15 protein-coding genes are annotated in these 16,526 nt (G+C 68.6%); 7 read left to right on the top strand and 8 right to left on the bottom strand.

Going from position 1 to position 16,526, the window contains the following annotated elements; translation table 11 throughout:
* Nucleotides 1–24 precede the first annotated feature (24 nt).
* Nucleotides 25–993 carry an ABC transporter ATP-binding protein gene (locus tag ASF45_RS29425; protein WP_056672104.1) on the top strand — a complete coding sequence of 323 codons (969 nt, stop codon included), beginning with the start codon at nt 25–27 and terminating at the stop codon, nt 991–993.
* The gene (locus ASF45_RS29430; protein WP_056672113.1) at nt 990–2,012 is read left to right on the top strand and encodes an ABC transporter ATP-binding protein; all 1,023 of its coding nucleotides are present in this window, start codon (nt 990–992) and stop codon (nt 2,010–2,012) included. The genes ASF45_RS29425 and ASF45_RS29430 overlap by 4 nt, the downstream gene beginning before the upstream one ends.
* A gap of 9 nt (nt 2,013–2,021) precedes the next feature.
* Here the strand turns inward: ASF45_RS29430 and ASF45_RS29435 are convergent, their stop codons facing one another.
* Complete coding sequence (locus ASF45_RS29435; RefSeq protein WP_056672116.1) at nt 2,022–2,870, bottom strand: MurR/RpiR family transcriptional regulator; 849 nt, start codon at nt 2,868–2,870, stop codon at nt 2,022–2,024.
* Between the two features lie 5 nt (nt 2,871–2,875).
* Nucleotides 2,876–4,339: a glucose-6-phosphate dehydrogenase gene (gene zwf, locus ASF45_RS29440; RefSeq protein WP_056672119.1), complete on the bottom strand. Its 1,464-nt coding sequence runs from the start codon at nt 4,337–4,339 to the stop codon at nt 2,876–2,878.
* Nucleotides 4,340–4,488: 149 nt separating this feature from the next.
* Here zwf and tal point away from each other — a divergent pair, with 149 nt between their 5' ends.
* The 3 genes from tal to ASF45_RS29455 are packed head-to-tail and all read left to right on the top strand — an operon-like array spanning nt 4,489 to nt 7,716.
* Entirely contained in the window at nt 4,489–5,436 is a 948-nt protein-coding gene (gene tal, locus ASF45_RS29445; protein ID WP_056672122.1) for a transaldolase, read from the top strand.
* A gap of 1 nt (nt 5,437) precedes the next feature.
* The gene (pgi, locus tag ASF45_RS29450; protein WP_056672125.1) at nt 5,438–7,000 is read left to right on the top strand and encodes a glucose-6-phosphate isomerase; all 1,563 of its coding nucleotides are present in this window, start codon (nt 5,438–5,440) and stop codon (nt 6,998–7,000) included.
* Between the two features lie 8 nt (nt 7,001–7,008).
* Nucleotides 7,009–7,716, top strand: coding sequence for an FHA domain-containing protein (locus ASF45_RS29455; protein ID WP_056672127.1), 708 nt, complete (start codon nt 7,009–7,011; stop codon nt 7,714–7,716).
* An 89-nt stretch (nt 7,717–7,805) separates the two neighbouring features.
* Here ASF45_RS29455 and groL read toward each other — a convergent pair whose 3' ends face one another.
* The 4 genes from groL to ASF45_RS35705 form a co-directional block, all read right to left on the bottom strand.
* Nucleotides 7,806–9,455: a chaperonin GroEL gene (groL, locus tag ASF45_RS29460; RefSeq protein WP_056672130.1), complete on the bottom strand. Its 1,650-nt coding sequence runs from the start codon at nt 9,453–9,455 to the stop codon at nt 7,806–7,808.
* A 50-nt stretch (nt 9,456–9,505) separates the two neighbouring features.
* Nucleotides 9,506–9,796, bottom strand: coding sequence for a co-chaperone GroES (groES, locus tag ASF45_RS29465; protein WP_056672133.1), 291 nt, complete (start codon nt 9,794–9,796; stop codon nt 9,506–9,508).
* An 83-nt stretch (nt 9,797–9,879) separates the two neighbouring features.
* Nucleotides 9,880–10,029, bottom strand: a complete 150-nt coding sequence (locus ASF45_RS35700) for a hypothetical protein (protein WP_156473237.1) — start codon at nt 10,027–10,029, stop codon at nt 9,880–9,882.
* A complete protein-coding gene (locus tag ASF45_RS35705; RefSeq protein WP_156473238.1) occupies nt 10,026–10,244 on the bottom strand; it encodes a hypothetical protein in 219 nt (72 codons plus the stop codon). The genes ASF45_RS35700 and ASF45_RS35705 overlap by 4 nt, the downstream gene beginning before the upstream one ends.
* Nucleotides 10,245–10,449: 205 nt before the next feature.
* Here ASF45_RS35705 and ASF45_RS29470 point away from each other — a divergent pair, with 205 nt between their 5' ends.
* Complete coding sequence (locus ASF45_RS29470) at nt 10,450–10,704, top strand: hypothetical protein (RefSeq protein ID WP_056672136.1); 255 nt, start codon at nt 10,450–10,452, stop codon at nt 10,702–10,704.
* A gap of 19 nt (nt 10,705–10,723) precedes the next feature.
* Here ASF45_RS29470 and mrdA read toward each other — a convergent pair whose 3' ends face one another.
* Nucleotides 10,724–12,616, bottom strand: coding sequence for a penicillin-binding protein 2 (mrdA, locus tag ASF45_RS29475; RefSeq protein ID WP_082551351.1), 1,893 nt, complete (start codon nt 12,614–12,616; stop codon nt 10,724–10,726).
* Between the two features lie 300 nt (nt 12,617–12,916).
* Between mrdA and ASF45_RS29480 the strand changes: the two genes are divergently transcribed.
* Nucleotides 12,917–15,310: a penicillin-binding protein 1A gene (locus ASF45_RS29480; RefSeq protein WP_082551352.1), complete on the top strand. Its 2,394-nt coding sequence runs from the start codon at nt 12,917–12,919 to the stop codon at nt 15,308–15,310.
* Here ASF45_RS29480 and ASF45_RS29485 read toward each other — a convergent pair.
* Nucleotides 15,300–16,487, bottom strand: a complete 1,188-nt coding sequence (locus ASF45_RS29485; RefSeq protein ID WP_056672139.1) for a diguanylate cyclase — start codon at nt 16,485–16,487, stop codon at nt 15,300–15,302. The two genes, ASF45_RS29480 and ASF45_RS29485, sit on opposite strands and share 11 nt — an antisense overlap.
* Nucleotides 16,488–16,526 lie beyond the last annotated feature (39 nt).

Consider the following 16,526-nt stretch of genomic DNA (forward strand, 5'->3'; position numbering starts at 1 on the left):
ACCGCGAGCCACAAGCCAGCCTCCATGTCCCTGCTAGAAGTCCAGAACCTGGTCGTCGAATTTCCCAGCCGGCGCGGCACGCTGCGCGCGCTGGACGACATCTCCTTCTCCATCGCACCCGGCGAGATCCTGGGCGTGGTGGGCGAATCCGGCGCCGGCAAATCGCTGACCGGTGCGTCCATCATCGGCCTGCTGGAGCCGCCCGGCCGCATCGCCAGCGGGCAGATCCTGCTGGAAGGCCAGCGCATCGACAACCTGGACCACGAGGCCATGCGCCGCATCCGCGGCCGGCGCATCGGCGCCATTTTCCAGGATCCGCTGACCTCGCTGAACCCGCTGTACTCGGTCGGCCGCCAGCTCACCGAGACCATCCAGGCGCACCTGCCCGTGAGCAACGCCGAGGCGCGCCAGCGCGCCATCGGCCTGCTGCAGGACACCGGCATTCCGGCGGCCGAGCAGCGCATCGACCACTACCCGCACCAGTTCTCGGGCGGCATGCGCCAGCGCGTGGTGATCGCGCTGGCGCTGGCGGCCGAGCCCAAGCTCATCGTGGCCGACGAACCCACCACGGCGCTGGACGTGTCGATCCAGGCGCAGATCATCCAGCTGCTCAAGCGCGTGTGTCAGCAGCACGGCGCGGCCGTCATGCTGATCACGCACGACATGGGCGTGATCGCCGAGACCTGCGACCGGGTGGCCGTGATGTACGCCGGGCGCATCGCCGAGATCGGCCCGGTGCACGAAGTCATCAACCACCCCGCCCACCCCTATTCAGAGGGCCTCATGGCGGCGATTCCCGACATCACGATCGACCGCGACATGCTGAACCAGATCGATGGCTCCATGCCCCGCCTCAACGCCATTCCCGCTGGCTGCGCGTTCAACCCGCGCTGTCCCAAGGTGTTTGACCGCTGCAAGATCGAACGGCCCGACTTGATGGAGGCCGGTGCCAGCCGCGCCGCCTGCTGGCTGCATGCGGGAGGCCCGCGATGAGTGCCGCAGGCCAGCCCCTTGTCCAGGCGCACGACCTGGCCAAGGTGTTCGACGTCTCGCCGCCCTGGCTCAACCGCGTGATCGAGCGCAAGCCCAAGGCCATGCTGCACGCCGTCGATGGCGTGAGCTTTTCCATCGAGAAGGGCAAGACGCTGGCGCTGGTCGGCGAATCCGGCTGCGGCAAGAGCACCGTGGCGCGTTTGCTGGTGGGCCTGTATGCGCCTACGCGTGGCGGGCTGACCTTCGACGGGCAGGACGCGCAGGCGGCGTTCAAGGCGTCCGAGGGCCGCGCTGGCAGCGAAGGGGCTGCCCTGCGCCGCCGCATTCAAATGATCTTCCAGGACCCGTATGCCAGCCTGAATCCGCGCTGGGTGGTCGAGGACATCATTGCCGAGCCCTTGCTGGAGCACGGCCTGATCAACGACAAGGACGGTCGGCGCACGCGCGTTGGCGAACTGCTGCAGTCGGTCGGCCTGTCGGCGCTGGACATGGTCAAGTACCCGCACCAGTTCTCGGGCGGGCAGCGCCAGCGCATCTCGATCGCGCGCGCGCTGGCCACGCAGCCCGACTTCCTGGTCTGCGACGAGCCGACCTCGGCGCTCGATGTCAGCGTGCAGGCGCAGGTGCTCAACATCATGAAGACGCTGCAGCGCGAGCGCGGACTGACGTACTTGTTCATCTCGCACAACCTGGCCGTGGTGCGCCATGTGAGCGACGAGGTCGGCGTGATGTACCTGGGCCGCCTGGTCGAGCTGGCCGACAAGCAGACCCTGTTCGCCGAGCCGCGCCATCCCTACACGCGCATGCTGCTCGATGCGATCCCCAAGATGCACGACACCGGCCGCGCCCGCACGCCGGTGCAGGGCGAGGTACCCAACCCGCTCAACCCGCCGACCGGGTGCAGCTTCCACCCACGCTGCCCGCACGCCAACGCGCGCTGCAAGGCCGAGCGCCCGCTGATGCAGAAGATCGGTGGCGTGACCGTGGCCTGCCACGCGGTGGAAGAAGGCCGCATCTGAGGCGACGCTTCAGGTGTAGCGCTTGCTCCGCAGGTTGTCCTTGATGTCCTGCAGCAGCGGCTGCAGGCGCGCGCCGCCGATGCGCAGCGCCACGCAGGTGGCCAGGATGTCGATCACCATGAGGTGCAGCAACCGCGACACCATGGGGCTGTAGCGGTCGTAGCCCTCGGGATGGTCGGCGGCCAGGTGGATCTGGCCGGCGGCGGCCAGCGGCGAGCCGCTGGCCGTCAGCACGATGGTGGTGGCACCCTTGCGCCGCGCGATGTCGCAGGCGTCCATGAGGTCGCGCGTGCGGCCCGAGTTGGAGATCACCACCACGCAGTCGCCCGGCCGCAGCATGGACGCGGCCATCACCTGCATGTGGCCGTCGCTGTAGCTGATCGCGTTGACGCCCAGGCGGAAGAACTTGTGCTGCGCGTCCTGCGCCACGATGCCGGAGTTGCCGGCGCCGTAGAACTCCACGCGGCGGCCGGTCTGGTGCATCGCGGCCAGGGCCGTGGCGGCTTTTTCGATGGCGGCCACGCCGGCGTCGTTGCGGTACTTGAGGAAGGCCGCCACCGTGTTGTCGATGACCTTGACCATCACGTCGCCGGTCTTGTCGTCCATGTCCACCGAGCGGTGGATGAAGGGCACGCCTTCGCTCACGCTGCCGGCCAGCTTGAGCTTGAAGTCCACCAGCCCGTCGTAGCCCACGCTGCGGCAAAAGCGCACCACGGTGGGCTTGCTGACGTGCGCCATCTCCGCCAGCTCGCCGACCGGGAGCGAGGCGAAGGCGCGCGGGTCGTTCAGCACGAGCTTGGCGACCCGCTGCTCGGCGGGCGCCAGCGAGGGCAGGCAGGCGCGGATGCGCTCGAGCATGGAGATCAGGCTTCCTCGCTCCAGTAGAAGCCGTCTCTGGCGATCATGGCGCTCGATGCGCTGGGTCCCCAGGTGCCGGCTGCGTAGGTGCGCGGCGGACGGCTCTCGTTCTTCCAGTACTCCAGGATGGGCTCGACCCAGCGCCAGGCCGCCTCCTGCTCGTCACTGCGCACGAACAGGTTGAGCCGGCCGTCCAGCACGTCGAGCAGCAGCCGCTCGTAGGCGCCCACGCGCTCGCTGCCGAAGCGCTTGTCGAAGTCCAGGTCGGCCTGCACCGGTGCCAGTTGCTCGGCGCTGCCGCTGCGCTTGCGGCTGCCCTGGCCCTGGGCCATCAGGTGCAGCTCCAGCCCGTCCTTGGGCTGCAGGTTGATGACCAGCCGGTTGAAGCTGCCCTGCGGCGTGTCGTAGATCGCATGCGGCGTGGGCTTGAAGTTGACCTCGATGCGCGCATCGCGCGAGGACAGCCGCTTGCCGGTGCGGATGTAGAAGGGCACGCCGGCCCAGCGCCAGTTCTCGATCTCGGTGCGCAGCGCGACGAAGGTCTCGGTGCGGCTGTCCGGGTCCACGCCCGGCTCTTCCAGGTAGCCCGGCACGCGCGCGCCATAGGCCGTGCCGGCGGTGTATTGGCCACGCACGGTGTGCAGGCCCAGCGTTTCCGGGTTCCAGCGCTTGAGCGAGCGCAGCACCTTGAGCTTCTCGTCGCGGATGGCGTCGGCATGGGCATTGATGGGCGGCTCCATGGCGATCGCGCAGACCAGCTGCAGCGCGTGGTTCTGCACCATGTCGCGCAGCGCACCGGTCTGGTCGTAGAAGGCGCCGCGCTTTTCCACGCCCAGGTCCTCGGCGATCGTGATCTGGATGTTGGCGATGTACTCGCGGCGCCAGACCGGCTCGAACAACGCGTTGCCAAAGCGCATCGCGAACAGGTTCTGCACCGAGGGCTTGCCCAGGTAGTGGTCGATGCGGAACACCTGGTTCTCGGCCAGCACGTGGCCCACGGCCTGGTTGATCGCGCGGTTGGAGGCCAGGTCGTGGCCCAGCGGCTTTTCCAGCACCACGCGCGTCTTGGGCCCGTTGAGCTTGGCCGCGGCGATCTGTTCGACCACCTGCGTGAAGAGGGCGGGCGCGGTCGCCACGTACATCACGAGCGAGTCGGCATCGCGCGCGAGCAGCTTCTCGGCCAGCGCCGCGAAGTCCTGCGGCTTGGACAGGTCCACGCGCTGGTAGTGCAGCAGCTCGGCGAAGCGCCTGAACTCCTCGTCGTTGGGGCGCTTGTCGCCCTCCACGGCGTCGAAGCGCGAGCGGATCAGCGCGCGGTAGTCGTCGTCGCTGAGATCGTCGCGGGCCACGCCGATGATGCGGCCATGGGCCGGCAGGGTGCCGTGGCGGAACGACTGGAACAGGGCAGGCATCAGCTTGCGCCAGGCCAGATCGCCGGTGCCGCCGAACAGTACAAGGTCGAAGCTCATGGTTGTTACATGAAAAGGTGGGTGGGAATGTAACTTAGTTTCATGGTCGGGCATACTCACGAGCGCTGCGCAATGCGGCCTTTGCTGACCTGGCCCTGCTTGTGCTTGCCGTATCCTCGCTCCACCTTGCAATAGTCCTGCCATTCGCCATGAACCAACTCGATGCCCTCAAGGCCCTCACGACCGTCGTCGCCGACACCGGTGACTTCAAGCAGCTCGGCGCCTTCAAGCCCACCGACGCTACGACCAACCCCTCGCTGATCCTCAAGGCCGTGCAGTTGCCCGACTACGCGCCGCTGCTCAAGGACGCCGTGGCGCGCTTTCGCGGCAAGGCCTTGGACGAGGTCATGGACCGGCTGCTGGTACGTTTCGGCTGCGAGATCCTGGCCACCATCCCGGGCCGCGTGTCCACCGAGGTCGACGCGCGCCTGAGCTTCGACAGCGCCGCCACCGTGGCCCGCGGCGAGCGCCTGATCGCGCTGTACGCGGCCGAAGGCATCGCCAAGGAGCGCGTGCTGATCAAGGTGGCTTCCACCTGGGAAGGCATCCAGGCGGCCGCCGAACTCGAGAAGAAGGGCATCCGCACCAACCTCACGCTGCTGTTCTCGTTCTGCCAGGCCGTCGCCTGCGGCGCGGCCAAGGTGCAGCTGATCTCGCCCTTCGTGGGCCGCATCTACGACTGGTACAAGAAGTCCGCGGGCAGCGCCTGGGACGAGGCCGCCAGCAGCGGTGCCAACGATCCCGGCGTGCGCTCGGTGCGCCAGATCTACGAGTACTACAAGCGCTTCGGCATCGCCACCGAGGTGATGGGCGCGAGCTTTCGCAACACGGGCCAGATCACCGCGCTGGCCGGCTGCGACCTGCTCACCATCAGCCCCGACCTGCTGGCCAAGCTGGCCGCCAGCGACGAGCCGCTCGTGCGGGCACTGGATGCCGAGGCTGCGCGCAAGCTGGACCTTGCGCCCGTGCAGTACGACGAGGCCGGCTTCCGCTTCGCGTTGAACGAGGACGCCATGGCCACCGAGAAGCTGGCCGAAGGCATCCGCGCGTTCGCTGTGGACGCGGTCAAGCTCGAGAAGCTCATGCAGGCGGCCTGACATGGGCTGGGCCGACCGACCGCGCTGCGACCAACTGCCCGCCTGGGGCCAGCTGCGGGCACTGAGCCAGGCGCTCAAGACCGGCTACGACGTGCGGGCCGCGCTGGTCAGCGATCCTGGCCGTGTGCAGCGCTTCAGCCAGCAAGCGCCCGAGGTGTTCGCCGACCTGTCCAAGAACTGGATCGATGCGGGCATCGAGAACGCGCTGTTCGACCTGGCCGAGCAGGCCGGCGTGGCGGCGCACCGCGACGCGATGTTCGCAGGCGAGGCCATCAACAACACCGAACAGCGCGCCGTGCTGCACACGCTGCTGCGCGCGCCGGCTGGCACGCCGCAGGCCGCGCCTGCCTGGGACGCGGCCTTGTCCGAGGTGCACCAGACGCTGGACGCCATGCTGGCCTATGCCGAGCAGGTGCGCGCGGACAGCCGCATCACCGACATCGTCAACATCGGCATCGGCGGCTCCGACCTCGGCCCGCAGATGGTGGTGCGTGCGCTGGACGCCTACGCCGCGCCTGGGCGGCGCCTGCATTTCGTCAGCAACGTGGACGGCCACGAGCTCGATGCCGTGCTGCGCCGCCTCCGTCCCGAAAGCAGCCTGTTCCTGGTCGCGTCCAAGACCTTCACCACGGCCGAGACCATGGCCAACGCACGCTCTGCGCTGGCCTGGTTCCAGCGCGAGGGCGGCACCGACGTGGCGCGCCACTTCGCTGCGCTGTCGAGCAACGTGGAGGCTGCACGCGCCTTCGGCATCGCCAACATCTTCGGTTTCTGGGACTGGGTGGGCGGTCGCTATTCGCTGTGGTCGGCCATCGGCCTGCCGATCGCGATCGCCATCGGTGCCGAGCGCTTCCGCGAACTGCTGGCCGGCGCCCACGCCATGGACCGGCATTTTCGCGAGGCGCCGCTCCAAACCAACCTGCCGGTGCGCCTGGGCCTGCTGGACGTCTGGTACCGCAACTTCCTGGATTTCACGAGCCGCAGCATCGCGCCCTACCACAGCGCGCTCGCGCGCTTGCCGGCCTACCTGCAGCAGCTGGAGATGGAGAGCAATGGCAAGCGTGTGGACCGCCACGGCGGCGCGCTGCCCTACGGCACCTCGCCGGTGCTCTGGGGCGAACCCGGCACCAATGGCCAGCACGCCTATTTCCAGATGCTGCACCAGGGCACGGACGTGGTGCCGGTCGAATTCGTCGCCGTGTGCGAGGCGACCCACAGCCTGCCGGGCCACCAGAGCGCGCTGCTGGCCAATGCGCTGGCCCAGGCCCAGGCCCTGATGCAGGGCAAGCCCGATGCCGGCGGCCACCGCGACTTTCCGGGCAACCGGCCCAGCAGCTTCCTGCTGCTGCAACAACTCACGCCGCGCAGCCTGGGCGCGCTGATCGCGCTGCAGGAGCACCGCGTGTTCACGAGCGGCTCGGTCTGGGGCATCAACAGCTTCGACCAATGGGGCGTGGAGCTGGGCAAGGTGCTGGCCAAGGACATCGAGCCGCGCCTGGCCAGTGGCGATGCCAGCGGGCTGGACGCTTCCACCGCCGGCCTGCTGCAGCGCCTGCGCGCTTGAGAACCGCCATGCCGGCACTGCGCTTGTCCATCGAAGGCTCGGCCGATCCCGGGGCCGTGTTCGGCCCGCAGGGCGGCACGCTGGGCCGGGCCTCCCAGAACACCCTGGTGCTCAGCGATGCCGAGCGTTCGGTGTCGCGCCTGCATGCGCGCGTGGAATGGCGGCCCACCGGCTTCGTGCTGGTCAACATGGGCCTGAACACCATCATCCACAACGGCGGCCTGCTGGCCACGGCCGAGGAGGCCGCGCTGACCGCGGGCGACGTGCTGCGCATCGGCCGCTTCTCCTTGCTGGTGTCCGACGCGGGCGAGCACGAGCTGGCCCCGGGCGACGATGAGGCCTTGTTCGACGACATGACCGGCGAGCCGCTTTCGCGGCGTGTGCCGCCCTGGCCCGATCTCGCGCTGTTTGACGACTCTTCGGCCGGTTTCGTCGCATCGGGCATGAGCGCGCCGCCGCAGGCCGGCCCGGCCCAGGGCACGGTGGGCGAACTGCTGCAGGGCATGGGTTGCGCCGCCGCCCCGCTGCCGGCCACGGTCACGGCGCAGCAGGCCGGCCAGTTCATGCGCAGTGCCATCGAAGACACGCTGCGCACCTGGATCCCGCACTGCTCGCCGGCCGTGCAGCAGGCCTGGTTCACGAGCTTCGAGGAAGCCCTGGCCCGCGTGAGCCAGGCCCAGGCGCGCATCGGGCAGCGCGACAGTCCTGCCGGCTGAGCGGCGCCCAGAACGCAAAAAGCCCCGCAGCTTGCGCCGCGGGGCTTTTTTCTTGGGCGGTGCAGCCTGGCGGCTGCACCGGGCAGGCATTACATGCCCATGTCGCCCATGCCACCCATGCCGCCCATGCCGCCAGGCATGCCGGCTGCGGGAGCGTCGTCCTTCGGCGCTTCGGCGATCATGGCTTCGGTCGTCAGCATCAGCGAGGACACGGAAGCCGCGTTCTGCAGCGCCGTACGGGTCACCTTGGTCGGGTCCAGGATGCCCATCTCGATCATGTCGCCATAGGTGTCGTTGGCGGCGTTGAAGCCGTAGTTGCCCTTGCCGTTCAGCACTTCGTTGACGACGACGGAGGCTTCGCCACCGGCGTTGTAGACGATTTCGCGCAGCGGAGCTTCGATGGCCTTCAGCACCAGCTTGATGCCGGCGTCCTGGTCGGCGTTGTCGCCCTTGATGGCGCCAGCAGCTTGCTTGGCGCGCAGCAGCGCGACGCCGCCACCAGCCACGATGCCTTCTTCCACGGCAGCACGGGTGGCGTGCAGCGCGTCTTCGACACGGGCCTTCTTTTCCTTCATTTCGACTTCGGTGGCAGCGCCGACCTTGATCACGGCAACACCGCCGGCCAGCTTGGCCACGCGCTCTTGCAGCTTTTCACGGTCGTAGTCGCTGGTCGCTTCTTCGATCTGCACGCGCACTTGCTTGACGCGGGCTTCGATGTCGGCAGCGGCACCGGCGCCATCGATGATGGTGGTGTTTTCCTTGCCCACTTCGATGCGCTTGGCCTGGCCCAGATCGGCCAGCGTAACCTTCTCCAGGGTCAGGCCGACTTCTTCGGCGATGACCTTGCCGCCCGTCAGGATGGCGATGTCTTCCAGCATGGCCTTGCGGCGGTCGCCGAAGCCAGGCGCCTTGACGGCCACGACCTTCAGGATGCCGCGGATGGTGTTGACCACCAGGGTCGCCAGCGCTTCGCCGTCGACTTCTTCGGCAATGATCAGCAGCGGACGGCCAGCCTTGGCGACGGCTTCCAGCGTGGGCAGCAGTTCGCGGATGTTGCTGATCTTCTTGTCGAACAGCAGCACGAACGGGTTGTCCAGCAACGCGGCTTGCTTTTCCGGGTTGTTGATGAAGTAGGGCGACAGGTAGCCGCGGTCGAATTGCATGCCTTCGACGACGTCCAGCTCGTTGTCCAGCGACTTGCCGTCTTCGACGGTGATGACGCCTTCCTTGCCGACCTTGTCCATCGCGTCAGCGATGATCTTGCCGATGGATTCGTCGCTGTTGGCCGAGATGGAGCCGACTTGCGCGATTTCCTTGGAGGTGGTGGTGGCCTTGGAAGCCTTCTTCAGCTCGGCGATCAGGGCGGCGACCGCCTTGTCGATGCCGCGCTTGAGGTCCATCGGGTTCATGCCGGCGGCCACGTACTTCATGCCTTCGCGCACGATGGCTTGTGCCAGGACCGTTGCGGTCGTGGTGCCGTCGCCAGCGTTGTCGGAGGTCTTGGAAGCGACTTCCTTGACCATCTGGGCGCCCATGTTCTGGAGCTTGTCCTTCAGTTCGACTTCCTTGGCCACGGACACGCCGTCCTTGGTCACGGTCGGGGCGCCGAACGAGCGCTCGAGCACCACGTTGCGACCCTTGGGGCCCAGGGTGACCTTGACCGCGTTGGCCAGGATGTTCACGCCTTCGACCATGCGGGCGCGGGCTTCACCGCCGAAAATGACGTCTTTAGCTGCCATGAGAATTTCTCCGGATTCGATTCAGTAAGAGGGTGCGAGGCGAGAAGAACTTACTTCTCGACGACTGCGAACAGGTCGTCTTCCTTCATCACCAGCAGTTCGTCGCCATCGACCTTGACGGTCTGGCCCGAGTACTTGCCGAACAGCACGCGGTCGCCCACGCGGATCGACAGCTCGATGCGCTTGCCGTTGTCGTCCAGCTTGCCCGGGCCCACGGCCAGGACTTCGCCCTGGTCGGGCTTCTCGGCGGCGCTGTCGGGGATCACGATGCCCGAGGCGGTCTTGGTTTCGCTGTCAATGCGCTTGACGATCACGCGATCGGCCAAAGGACGAAGTTTCAATTGCATCTCCTGAAGAGCGTTGGAAGGGGTGCAGCCGGCGGCTGCTGGTCTGAAAAACGTGGGGTTGAATGCAGTGTTAGCACTCATCCCCAGCGAGTGCTAATCATAAGGCTGAAATGTGGCGGTTCAAGTGGTGGGCGAAAAAACTGCTGCACCTGCTGCACCTGCTGCAGCACGGCATCGCCCGCCACGTGGCCGTGCGCAAGCGACTTGAACAGGTGCATGTCGATCATGGGCTGCGACAGCCGCGCCATTGCGTCGCCAGGTTCTCGTCGAAGCGGCGCCGGTCGGCCAGGCCGGTCAGGCTGTCGGCCACGGCCAGCGATACCAGGTCTGCAGGCGGCAGCGCAGGCCTCGCCAGGCCAGTGCATCGCCGGGCCGACAGCACGGCGGCGGCCAGCCGGCGCCAACCACCCGCGCCCTCTGGGGGCTTGGCCGAAACTGTCACACGACGCCCTTATGCTGGCCCCAGGCGTGACTGCTTCTGGTCCCACGGGTTGCGTGGCTGTCGGAGAACAGATCTCTCCCGCTCGCCCGGAGCGAAACCCGGGCGCCATATCTTCCTGGCCTGCTGCGCAGGACAGGCTGCCGTGCGGCACCGGCGGCGCGCACGCCGGTTCAGACTCCACTCCACCCTCCGCCGGGAGATCGCCATGAACGTTCGAGACAAGCTGCACGAACTGGGCATCTACGTTCCCGAGGGCGCGCACCGCTACCGTCTGGGCAAGGGCTGCCTCGAATGGCTGCGGGTCGACCATGTCGAAGGCGCCGCGGCCCTGTTCCGCATGCCCGTCACGCGCGACCAGTACGAGTCGATGCTGGGGGCCGGGCTGCTCTGCACCGTGGATCGCGTGGTGGAGTCGCCGTATGTCGCGCCGCATGCCGTGGCGCACGAGGCGGTGCAGTAGGTCCGCCCGGGGCCAGACCTCAGTGCACTTCTTCCGCCCGCTCGCTGCGGTGCGGGTCCAGCCAGTAGTCGAACACCCGCCGCGCGATCGGTGCCGCTGCCGCCGCGCCCCAGCCCGCGTTCTCGACGATGACGGCCAAGGCGATCTGCGGCGCCTGCACCGGCGCGAAGGCCGCGAACAACGAATGGTCGCGCTGGTGCTCTTCCATCGCGCGGGCGTTGTATTTGGCCCCCTGGCGCAGCGTGACGGCCTGGGCCGTGCCGGTCTTGCCAGCCGCGCTGTAGGCCGCGCCTGCGAACACCTGCTTGCCGGTGCCCTCCTTGATCACGGCGACGAGGCCGTCGCGCACCACGTCGACGTTGCGCGGGGCGAAGTGCAGGTCTTTGCTGGGCGGCTGTGGCTGCGGCGTGACCTGGCCGCTGGCCAGGTCCTGCAGCGCGCGCACCAGGTGCGGCTGGTGCTTGATGCCGCCCGCGGCCAGCGTGGCTTCGGCCACCGCCAACTGCAGCATGGTGAAGTTGTTGTAGCCCTGGCCGATGCCCAGCGAGACGGTCTCGCCCGGGAACCAGCGGCCCTGGTCGGCGCGCTTGTAGGCCTGGCGTTTCCAGTCGGTACTGGGCAGCACGCCGCGCACCTCGCCCGGCAGGTCGATGCCGGTGATCTGGCCGAAGCCCAGCGGCGCCATGAAGTCGTGGATGGCGTCCACGCCCATGTCCACGGCCAGCGAGAAGAAGTAGGTGTTGGACGAATGCTGGATCGCACGCCGCATGTCCACGGCGCCCAGGTTGCCCTCGGGGCTGCCGAAGCGGCGCCCGCCGTAGTTGAAGTAGCCCGGGTCGTTGACGATGTCGCGCGCGCCGCGCACGCCCTGCTGCAGCGCCGCCAGCGCCATGAAGGGCTTGTAGGTCGAGCCGGGTGGGTAGGTGCCGCGCAGCGCGCGGTTGAGCAGCGGCTTGTCGATGGACTCGCTGAGCTCCTGCCAGCTATCCTGGTCGATGCCCTCGACGAAGGCGTTCGGGTCGAAGGTCGGCTTGGACACCATGGCCAGCACCTCGCCGTTGCGCGGGTCGATGGCCACGAGCGCGCCACGGCGTTCGCCGAACAGGTCTTCGACGAGCTTTTGCAGCTGGATGTCCAGCGTCAACATCACCGTGTTGCCCGCGCTCGCGCGGTGGCTGCTGAGCTCGCGCACGGCACGGCCGCTGGCGGCGGTCTCCAGCACGTCCACGCCGGTCTGGCCGTGCAGTTGCTTTTCATAGCTCTGCTCGATGCCGAGCTTGCCGATGTGGTCGGTGCCGCGGTAGTTGGCCTGCTCATCCTCGTCCCAGTCCTCCATCGCGGCCTTCTCGCGCTGGTTGATGCGGCCGATGTAGCCCAGCACGTGGCTGCCGGTCTCGCCGAGCGGGTACTGCCGGAACAGCCGCGCATTGATCTCCACGCCCGGGAAACGGTAGTGCTGGGCGGCGAAGCGCGCCACCTCTTCGTCCGTCAGGCGGCTGCGGATGGGCAGCGACTCGAAGCTGCGCGCGTCCTCGCGCAGGCGCTTGAAGCGGCGGCGGTCGCGCGGCGCGATGTCCACCACCTCGGCCAGGCGATCGATGGTCTCTTCGACGTTGCCGGCCTTGGACGGTGTGATCTCCAGCGTGTAGGCCGAGTAGTTGGAGGCTAGCACCACACCGTTGCGGTCCAGGATCTGGCCGCGCTGGGGCACGACGGGCACGATGGCCGTGCGGTTGCCCTCGGCCTGTGCGGCCAGATCCTCGTGCCGCGCGACCTGCAGGTGCACGAGGCGCGCGGCCAGCATGCCGAAGGCGCACAGCACGATGGCGCCGGCCACCAGCACGCGCGTTCTGAAGCGCGCCAGGTTGTGGGCCACATCGGGAATTTCCGGGGTCGGCGCGTGGGTGGCCATCGGCCGCCATCGGCGGGTCGCGGGCAGGGGGCCCAGGGGGAACTTCATGGGGGGGATCGGCGCGGTTCGGAGAGGGTGGCGCAGCGCAGCGGGGCGCGGGCCGGAGCGGATTATGCAAAGCCGCCAAAACCTGGGTAGCGCTCTCGGATTCCGGCCCGGCGTGGGCGCCGCGTGGCTACCGCACCGTCAATAGAGGAAAATCAAGGGCTTACGTGAGAGCGCTGACGCCCTGCTGAACCATTTCGCAGGTGGGCGACTCTGCCAGGTGGGCATCGCCCCACGCCTTTTCCGCGCCACCGCATGGTTTCCTCTCCCCGCCAGCCTGCCCGTCCGAACGATTCTTCTGCGTCGCCGCGCGCCGGCGCACGCCGCCGCACCCTGCTCTGGGCCGGGGGCATCGTCCTGGCCACGGCCTCGGTGGCCGCCCTGGGGCTGGGCGTGGCCGCCTACCAAGCCTATGCGCAACTGCCCGATGTCTCCGTGCTGGCCGACTACCAGCCCAAGCTGCCGCTGCGCGTGTACACGCGCGATGGCGTGCTGCTGGGCGAGTTCGGCGAGGAGCGCCGCAACCTGACACCGATCGCCGAGATCCCGCAGGTCATGAAGGATGCGGTGCTGGCCATCGAGGACCAGCGCTTCTACACGCACGACGGTGTGGACTACACGGGCATGCTGCGCGCGGCCGTGGCCAACCTGGGCCGCTCGCGCAGCCAGGGTGCCTCCACCATCACCATGCAGGTGGCGCGCAACATGTTCCTGTCGTCGGAGAAGACCTATGCGCGCAAGCTGCGCGAGGTGCTGCTGACCTTCAAGCTGGAGCGCGCGCTCTCCAAGGACCAGATCCTGGAGATCTACATGAACCAGATCTTCCTGGGGCACCGGGCCTACGGCTTCGCGGCCGCCTCGGAGGTCTACTTCGGCCGCCAGCTCAAGGACATCACGGTGGCGCAGGCCGCCATGCTGGCCGGCCTGCCCAAGGCGCCCTCGGCCAACAACCCGATCAGCAACCCGCGACGCGCGCGCGTGCGCCAGCTCTACATCATCGACCGCATGCAGGAGAACGGCTTCATCACGGCCGAGCAGGCGCAGGCGGCCAAGGCCGAGGCCTTGCCCGTGCGCAGCGCCGGCGACACCGTGGCCGTGCATGGCGAGTACGTGGCCGAGAGCGTGCGCCAGCAGATGCTGGCCCAGTACGGCGACGCCACCTACACGCGCGGCATCAACGTCTACACCACGCTCGACGCGAAGGACCAGGCCGCGGCCTACAGTGCGCTTCGGCGCGGCATCATGGCCTACGAGCGGCGCCAGGTCTACCGCGGGCCCGAGGCCCAGATCGCGCTGCCGACCGCGGGCGAGGCGCAGGACGACGCCATCGAGGAAGCCCTGGACGCGCATCCCGACAACGGCGAGCTGGTCGCGGCCGTGGTGCTGGAGGCCGACGCCCGGCGCGTGAAGGCCGTGCGCAGCGATGGCGAGCGCCTGGAGATCACGGGCGAGGGCCTGCAGCCCGTGCAGTCGGGCCTGGCGGCCAAGGCACCGGCTGCCGTGAAGATCCAGCCCGGTTCAGTCATCCGCGTGATGCGCACGGACAAGGGCAGCTGGGAGATCACGCAACTGCCCGAGGTCGAGGGCGCCTTCGTCGCGATGGACCCGCGCGATGGTGCCGTGCGCGCGCTGGTCGGCGGCTTCGACTTCGGCAAGAACCAGTTCAACCATGTCACGCAGGCCTGGCGCCAGCCGGGCTCCACCTTCAAGCCCTTCGTCTACTCGGCGGCGCTCGAGAAAGGCCTGATGCCGGCCACCATCGTGGACGACGGCCCGCTGTACTTCGACGCCAGCGTGACCGGCAGCAAGCCCTGGGAGCCCAAGAACGACAACGGCGCCTTCGACGGCCCGATCCGCCTGGACACAGCGCTGGCCAAGTCCAAGAACGTGGTCGCCATCCGCGTGCTGCAGACGGTGGGCGTGCCGGCCGCGCAGCAGTGGGTCACGCGCTTCGGCTTCGACACCGAACGCCAGCCGCCCTCGCTGACCATGGCGCTGGGGGCCGGCTCGGTCACGCCGCTGCAGATGGCATCGGCCTACTCGGTGTTCGCCAACGGCGGCTACCGCGTCGCGCCGCGGTTCATCGACAAGGTGACCGACCAGCGCGGCCAGGTGCTGCAGCAGGAGACTGCGCCGGTGCTCGACGAGGCCGCCCGCGCCGTGCCCGCGCGCAATGCTTTTCTGATGACGCAGCTGCTGGGCGAGGTGGCCACGCGCGGCACGGCCGCGCGCACGCGCGCCACGCTGCAGCGGCCCGACCTGTACGGCAAGACCGGCACCACCAACGACGCGGTCGATGCCTGGTTCGCCGGCTACCAGCCCACGCTGACGGCGATCGCCTGGATCGGCTTCGACCAGCCGCAGAACCTGGGCGCGCACGCCAGCGGCGGTGCGCTGGCCATGCCGGTCTGGATCGACTTCATGCGCCAGGCGCTCAAGGGGGTGCCCGTGGCGCCGCCGGCCGTGCCCGAGGGCGTGGTGCGCAACGAGGGCGACTGGTCCTACACCGAGTTCGCCAGCACGGCCGGGCCGGGGATGGCGGGCACCGAAGCGGTGCCCACGGCCCAGCCGATGGCGGGCCCGATGGGCGAAGCGACGCAGGAGCGCACCGAGGAACGCCGCAGCATCCTCGACCTGTTCAAGCGTTGACCAGCCGCAGGGCGGCGCGCTCGAGCCGGTTGCGGCCCCGCGCTTTGGCCTGGTAGAGCGCGGCATCGGCCCGCGCGACGATGGCTTCGGCCGTGGCATCGTCGGTCGACGATTCGGCCAGGCCGATGCTGACCGTGAACGCCGGCATGGCCAGGCGGTCGACCTGCACCGCTTCCAGGAGAATGCGCTCGGCGACGAGCGCGGCTTCGGGCAGGCGCGTCTGCGGCATCACGACGACGAACTCCTCGCCACCATAGCGCGCCACCACGTCGTGCGGCCGCACCAGCGCCGCCATGCGCCGGCACAGGTGCACGAGCACGCGGTCGCCCACGGGATGGCCGTGGCCGTCGTTGATCTTCTTGAAGTGGTCCACGTCCAGCATGGCGATACAAAAGGGCTGGCCCGTGCGGCCGTGGCGCGAGCGCTCGCGCTCCAGGCATTCGAACAGGGCCTGGCGGTTCAGCGTGCCGGTCAGCGGGTCGCGAACGGCCTGCTCCTCGATGCGGGCACGCACATGGTCCGAGGCCATGGTGGCAAAGCCGATCACGAGCAGCAGGTTGCAGACCGTGAAGCTGCCTGTGTAGATGATCTGGATCGCATCCTGGGTCAGCAGGCCGCTGTCGCCCTGCGGGAACAGGGCCGCGTGTACGGTCCTGGCGGCATAGACGATCGCCAGGATGCCCAGCCAAGAGGAGGTCAGCGTGATGCCCAGCGTGCGGCCGAAGCGTTCGGCCTGCGGGTAGCGCAGCAGCACCAGCGCGTGGTGGACGCTGATGAAGCAGCAAAGCCCCGCCACGACGACCAGCCGCACGCGGTAGCTGGGTTGGACTTCTGCGAACCAGGTCACCGCGCCGGCCATGGCCAGCCACGCCAGCAACCACGGCCCCCAACGCAGGCGTTCGCCGAAATGCTGGCGCGTGCCAGCCAGCCAGGCGATGTAGGCCAGCACGAAGGCGCCGTTGCCCAGCGTCACCGTCGCCAGGTGCGAGATCCAGTCGCGCAGGCCGAGCAGCAGCAGGCCTGCGAACACCAGCCAGGCACCCGCCACCCAGGTGCGCAGGCCCGGCACGGGCAGCGGTGTCGCGCGGGCCAGCAGCGTCAGGACCATGGCCATGAGCCCGCTTGTGATGCTGCCGATCAGGACGGTGGTGCGTGGATCCAGCGCGTAGGTCGACATGCTTCCCATAGGTGGGCCGGATGGTTGCACATTTCGGCT

Origin of the sequence: Pseudorhodoferax sp. Leaf265 (assembly GCF_001422365.1) — a bacterium.
GTDB lineage: Bacteria > Pseudomonadota > Gammaproteobacteria > Burkholderiales > Burkholderiaceae_C > Pseudorhodoferax.

Bases quoted from the DNA above. Each gene is read 5' to 3' on its own strand.
- pgi (WP_056672125.1), top strand. From the start codon at position 5,438: ATGGGCTGGGCCGACCGACCGCGCTGCGACCAACTGCCCGCCTGGGGC.
- ASF45_RS29435 (WP_056672116.1), bottom strand. From the start codon at position 2,870: ATGCTCGAGCGCATCCGCGCCTGCCTGCCCTCGCTGGCGCCCGCCGAG.
- ASF45_RS29480 (WP_082551352.1), top strand. From the start codon at position 12,917: ATGGTTTCCTCTCCCCGCCAGCCTGCCCGTCCGAACGATTCTTCTGCG.
- ASF45_RS35700 (WP_156473237.1), bottom strand. From the start codon at position 10,029: ATGATCGACATGCACCTGTTCAAGTCGCTTGCGCACGGCCACGTGGCG.
- ASF45_RS29470 (WP_056672136.1), top strand. From the start codon at position 10,450: ATGAACGTTCGAGACAAGCTGCACGAACTGGGCATCTACGTTCCCGAG.
- ASF45_RS29455 (WP_056672127.1), top strand. From the start codon at position 7,009: ATGCCGGCACTGCGCTTGTCCATCGAAGGCTCGGCCGATCCCGGGGCC.
- mrdA (WP_082551351.1), bottom strand. From the start codon at position 12,616: ATGGCCACCCACGCGCCGACCCCGGAAATTCCCGATGTGGCCCACAAC.
- groL (WP_056672130.1), bottom strand. From the start codon at position 9,455: ATGGCAGCTAAAGACGTCATTTTCGGCGGTGAAGCCCGCGCCCGCATG.
- ASF45_RS29430 (WP_056672113.1), top strand. From the start codon at position 990: ATGAGTGCCGCAGGCCAGCCCCTTGTCCAGGCGCACGACCTGGCCAAG.
- ASF45_RS29425 (WP_056672104.1), top strand. From the start codon at position 25: ATGTCCCTGCTAGAAGTCCAGAACCTGGTCGTCGAATTTCCCAGCCGG.
- zwf (WP_056672119.1), bottom strand. From the start codon at position 4,339: ATGAGCTTCGACCTTGTACTGTTCGGCGGCACCGGCGATCTGGCCTGG.
- ASF45_RS29485 (WP_056672139.1), bottom strand. From the start codon at position 16,487: ATGTCGACCTACGCGCTGGATCCACGCACCACCGTCCTGATCGGCAGC.
- tal (WP_056672122.1), top strand. From the start codon at position 4,489: ATGAACCAACTCGATGCCCTCAAGGCCCTCACGACCGTCGTCGCCGAC.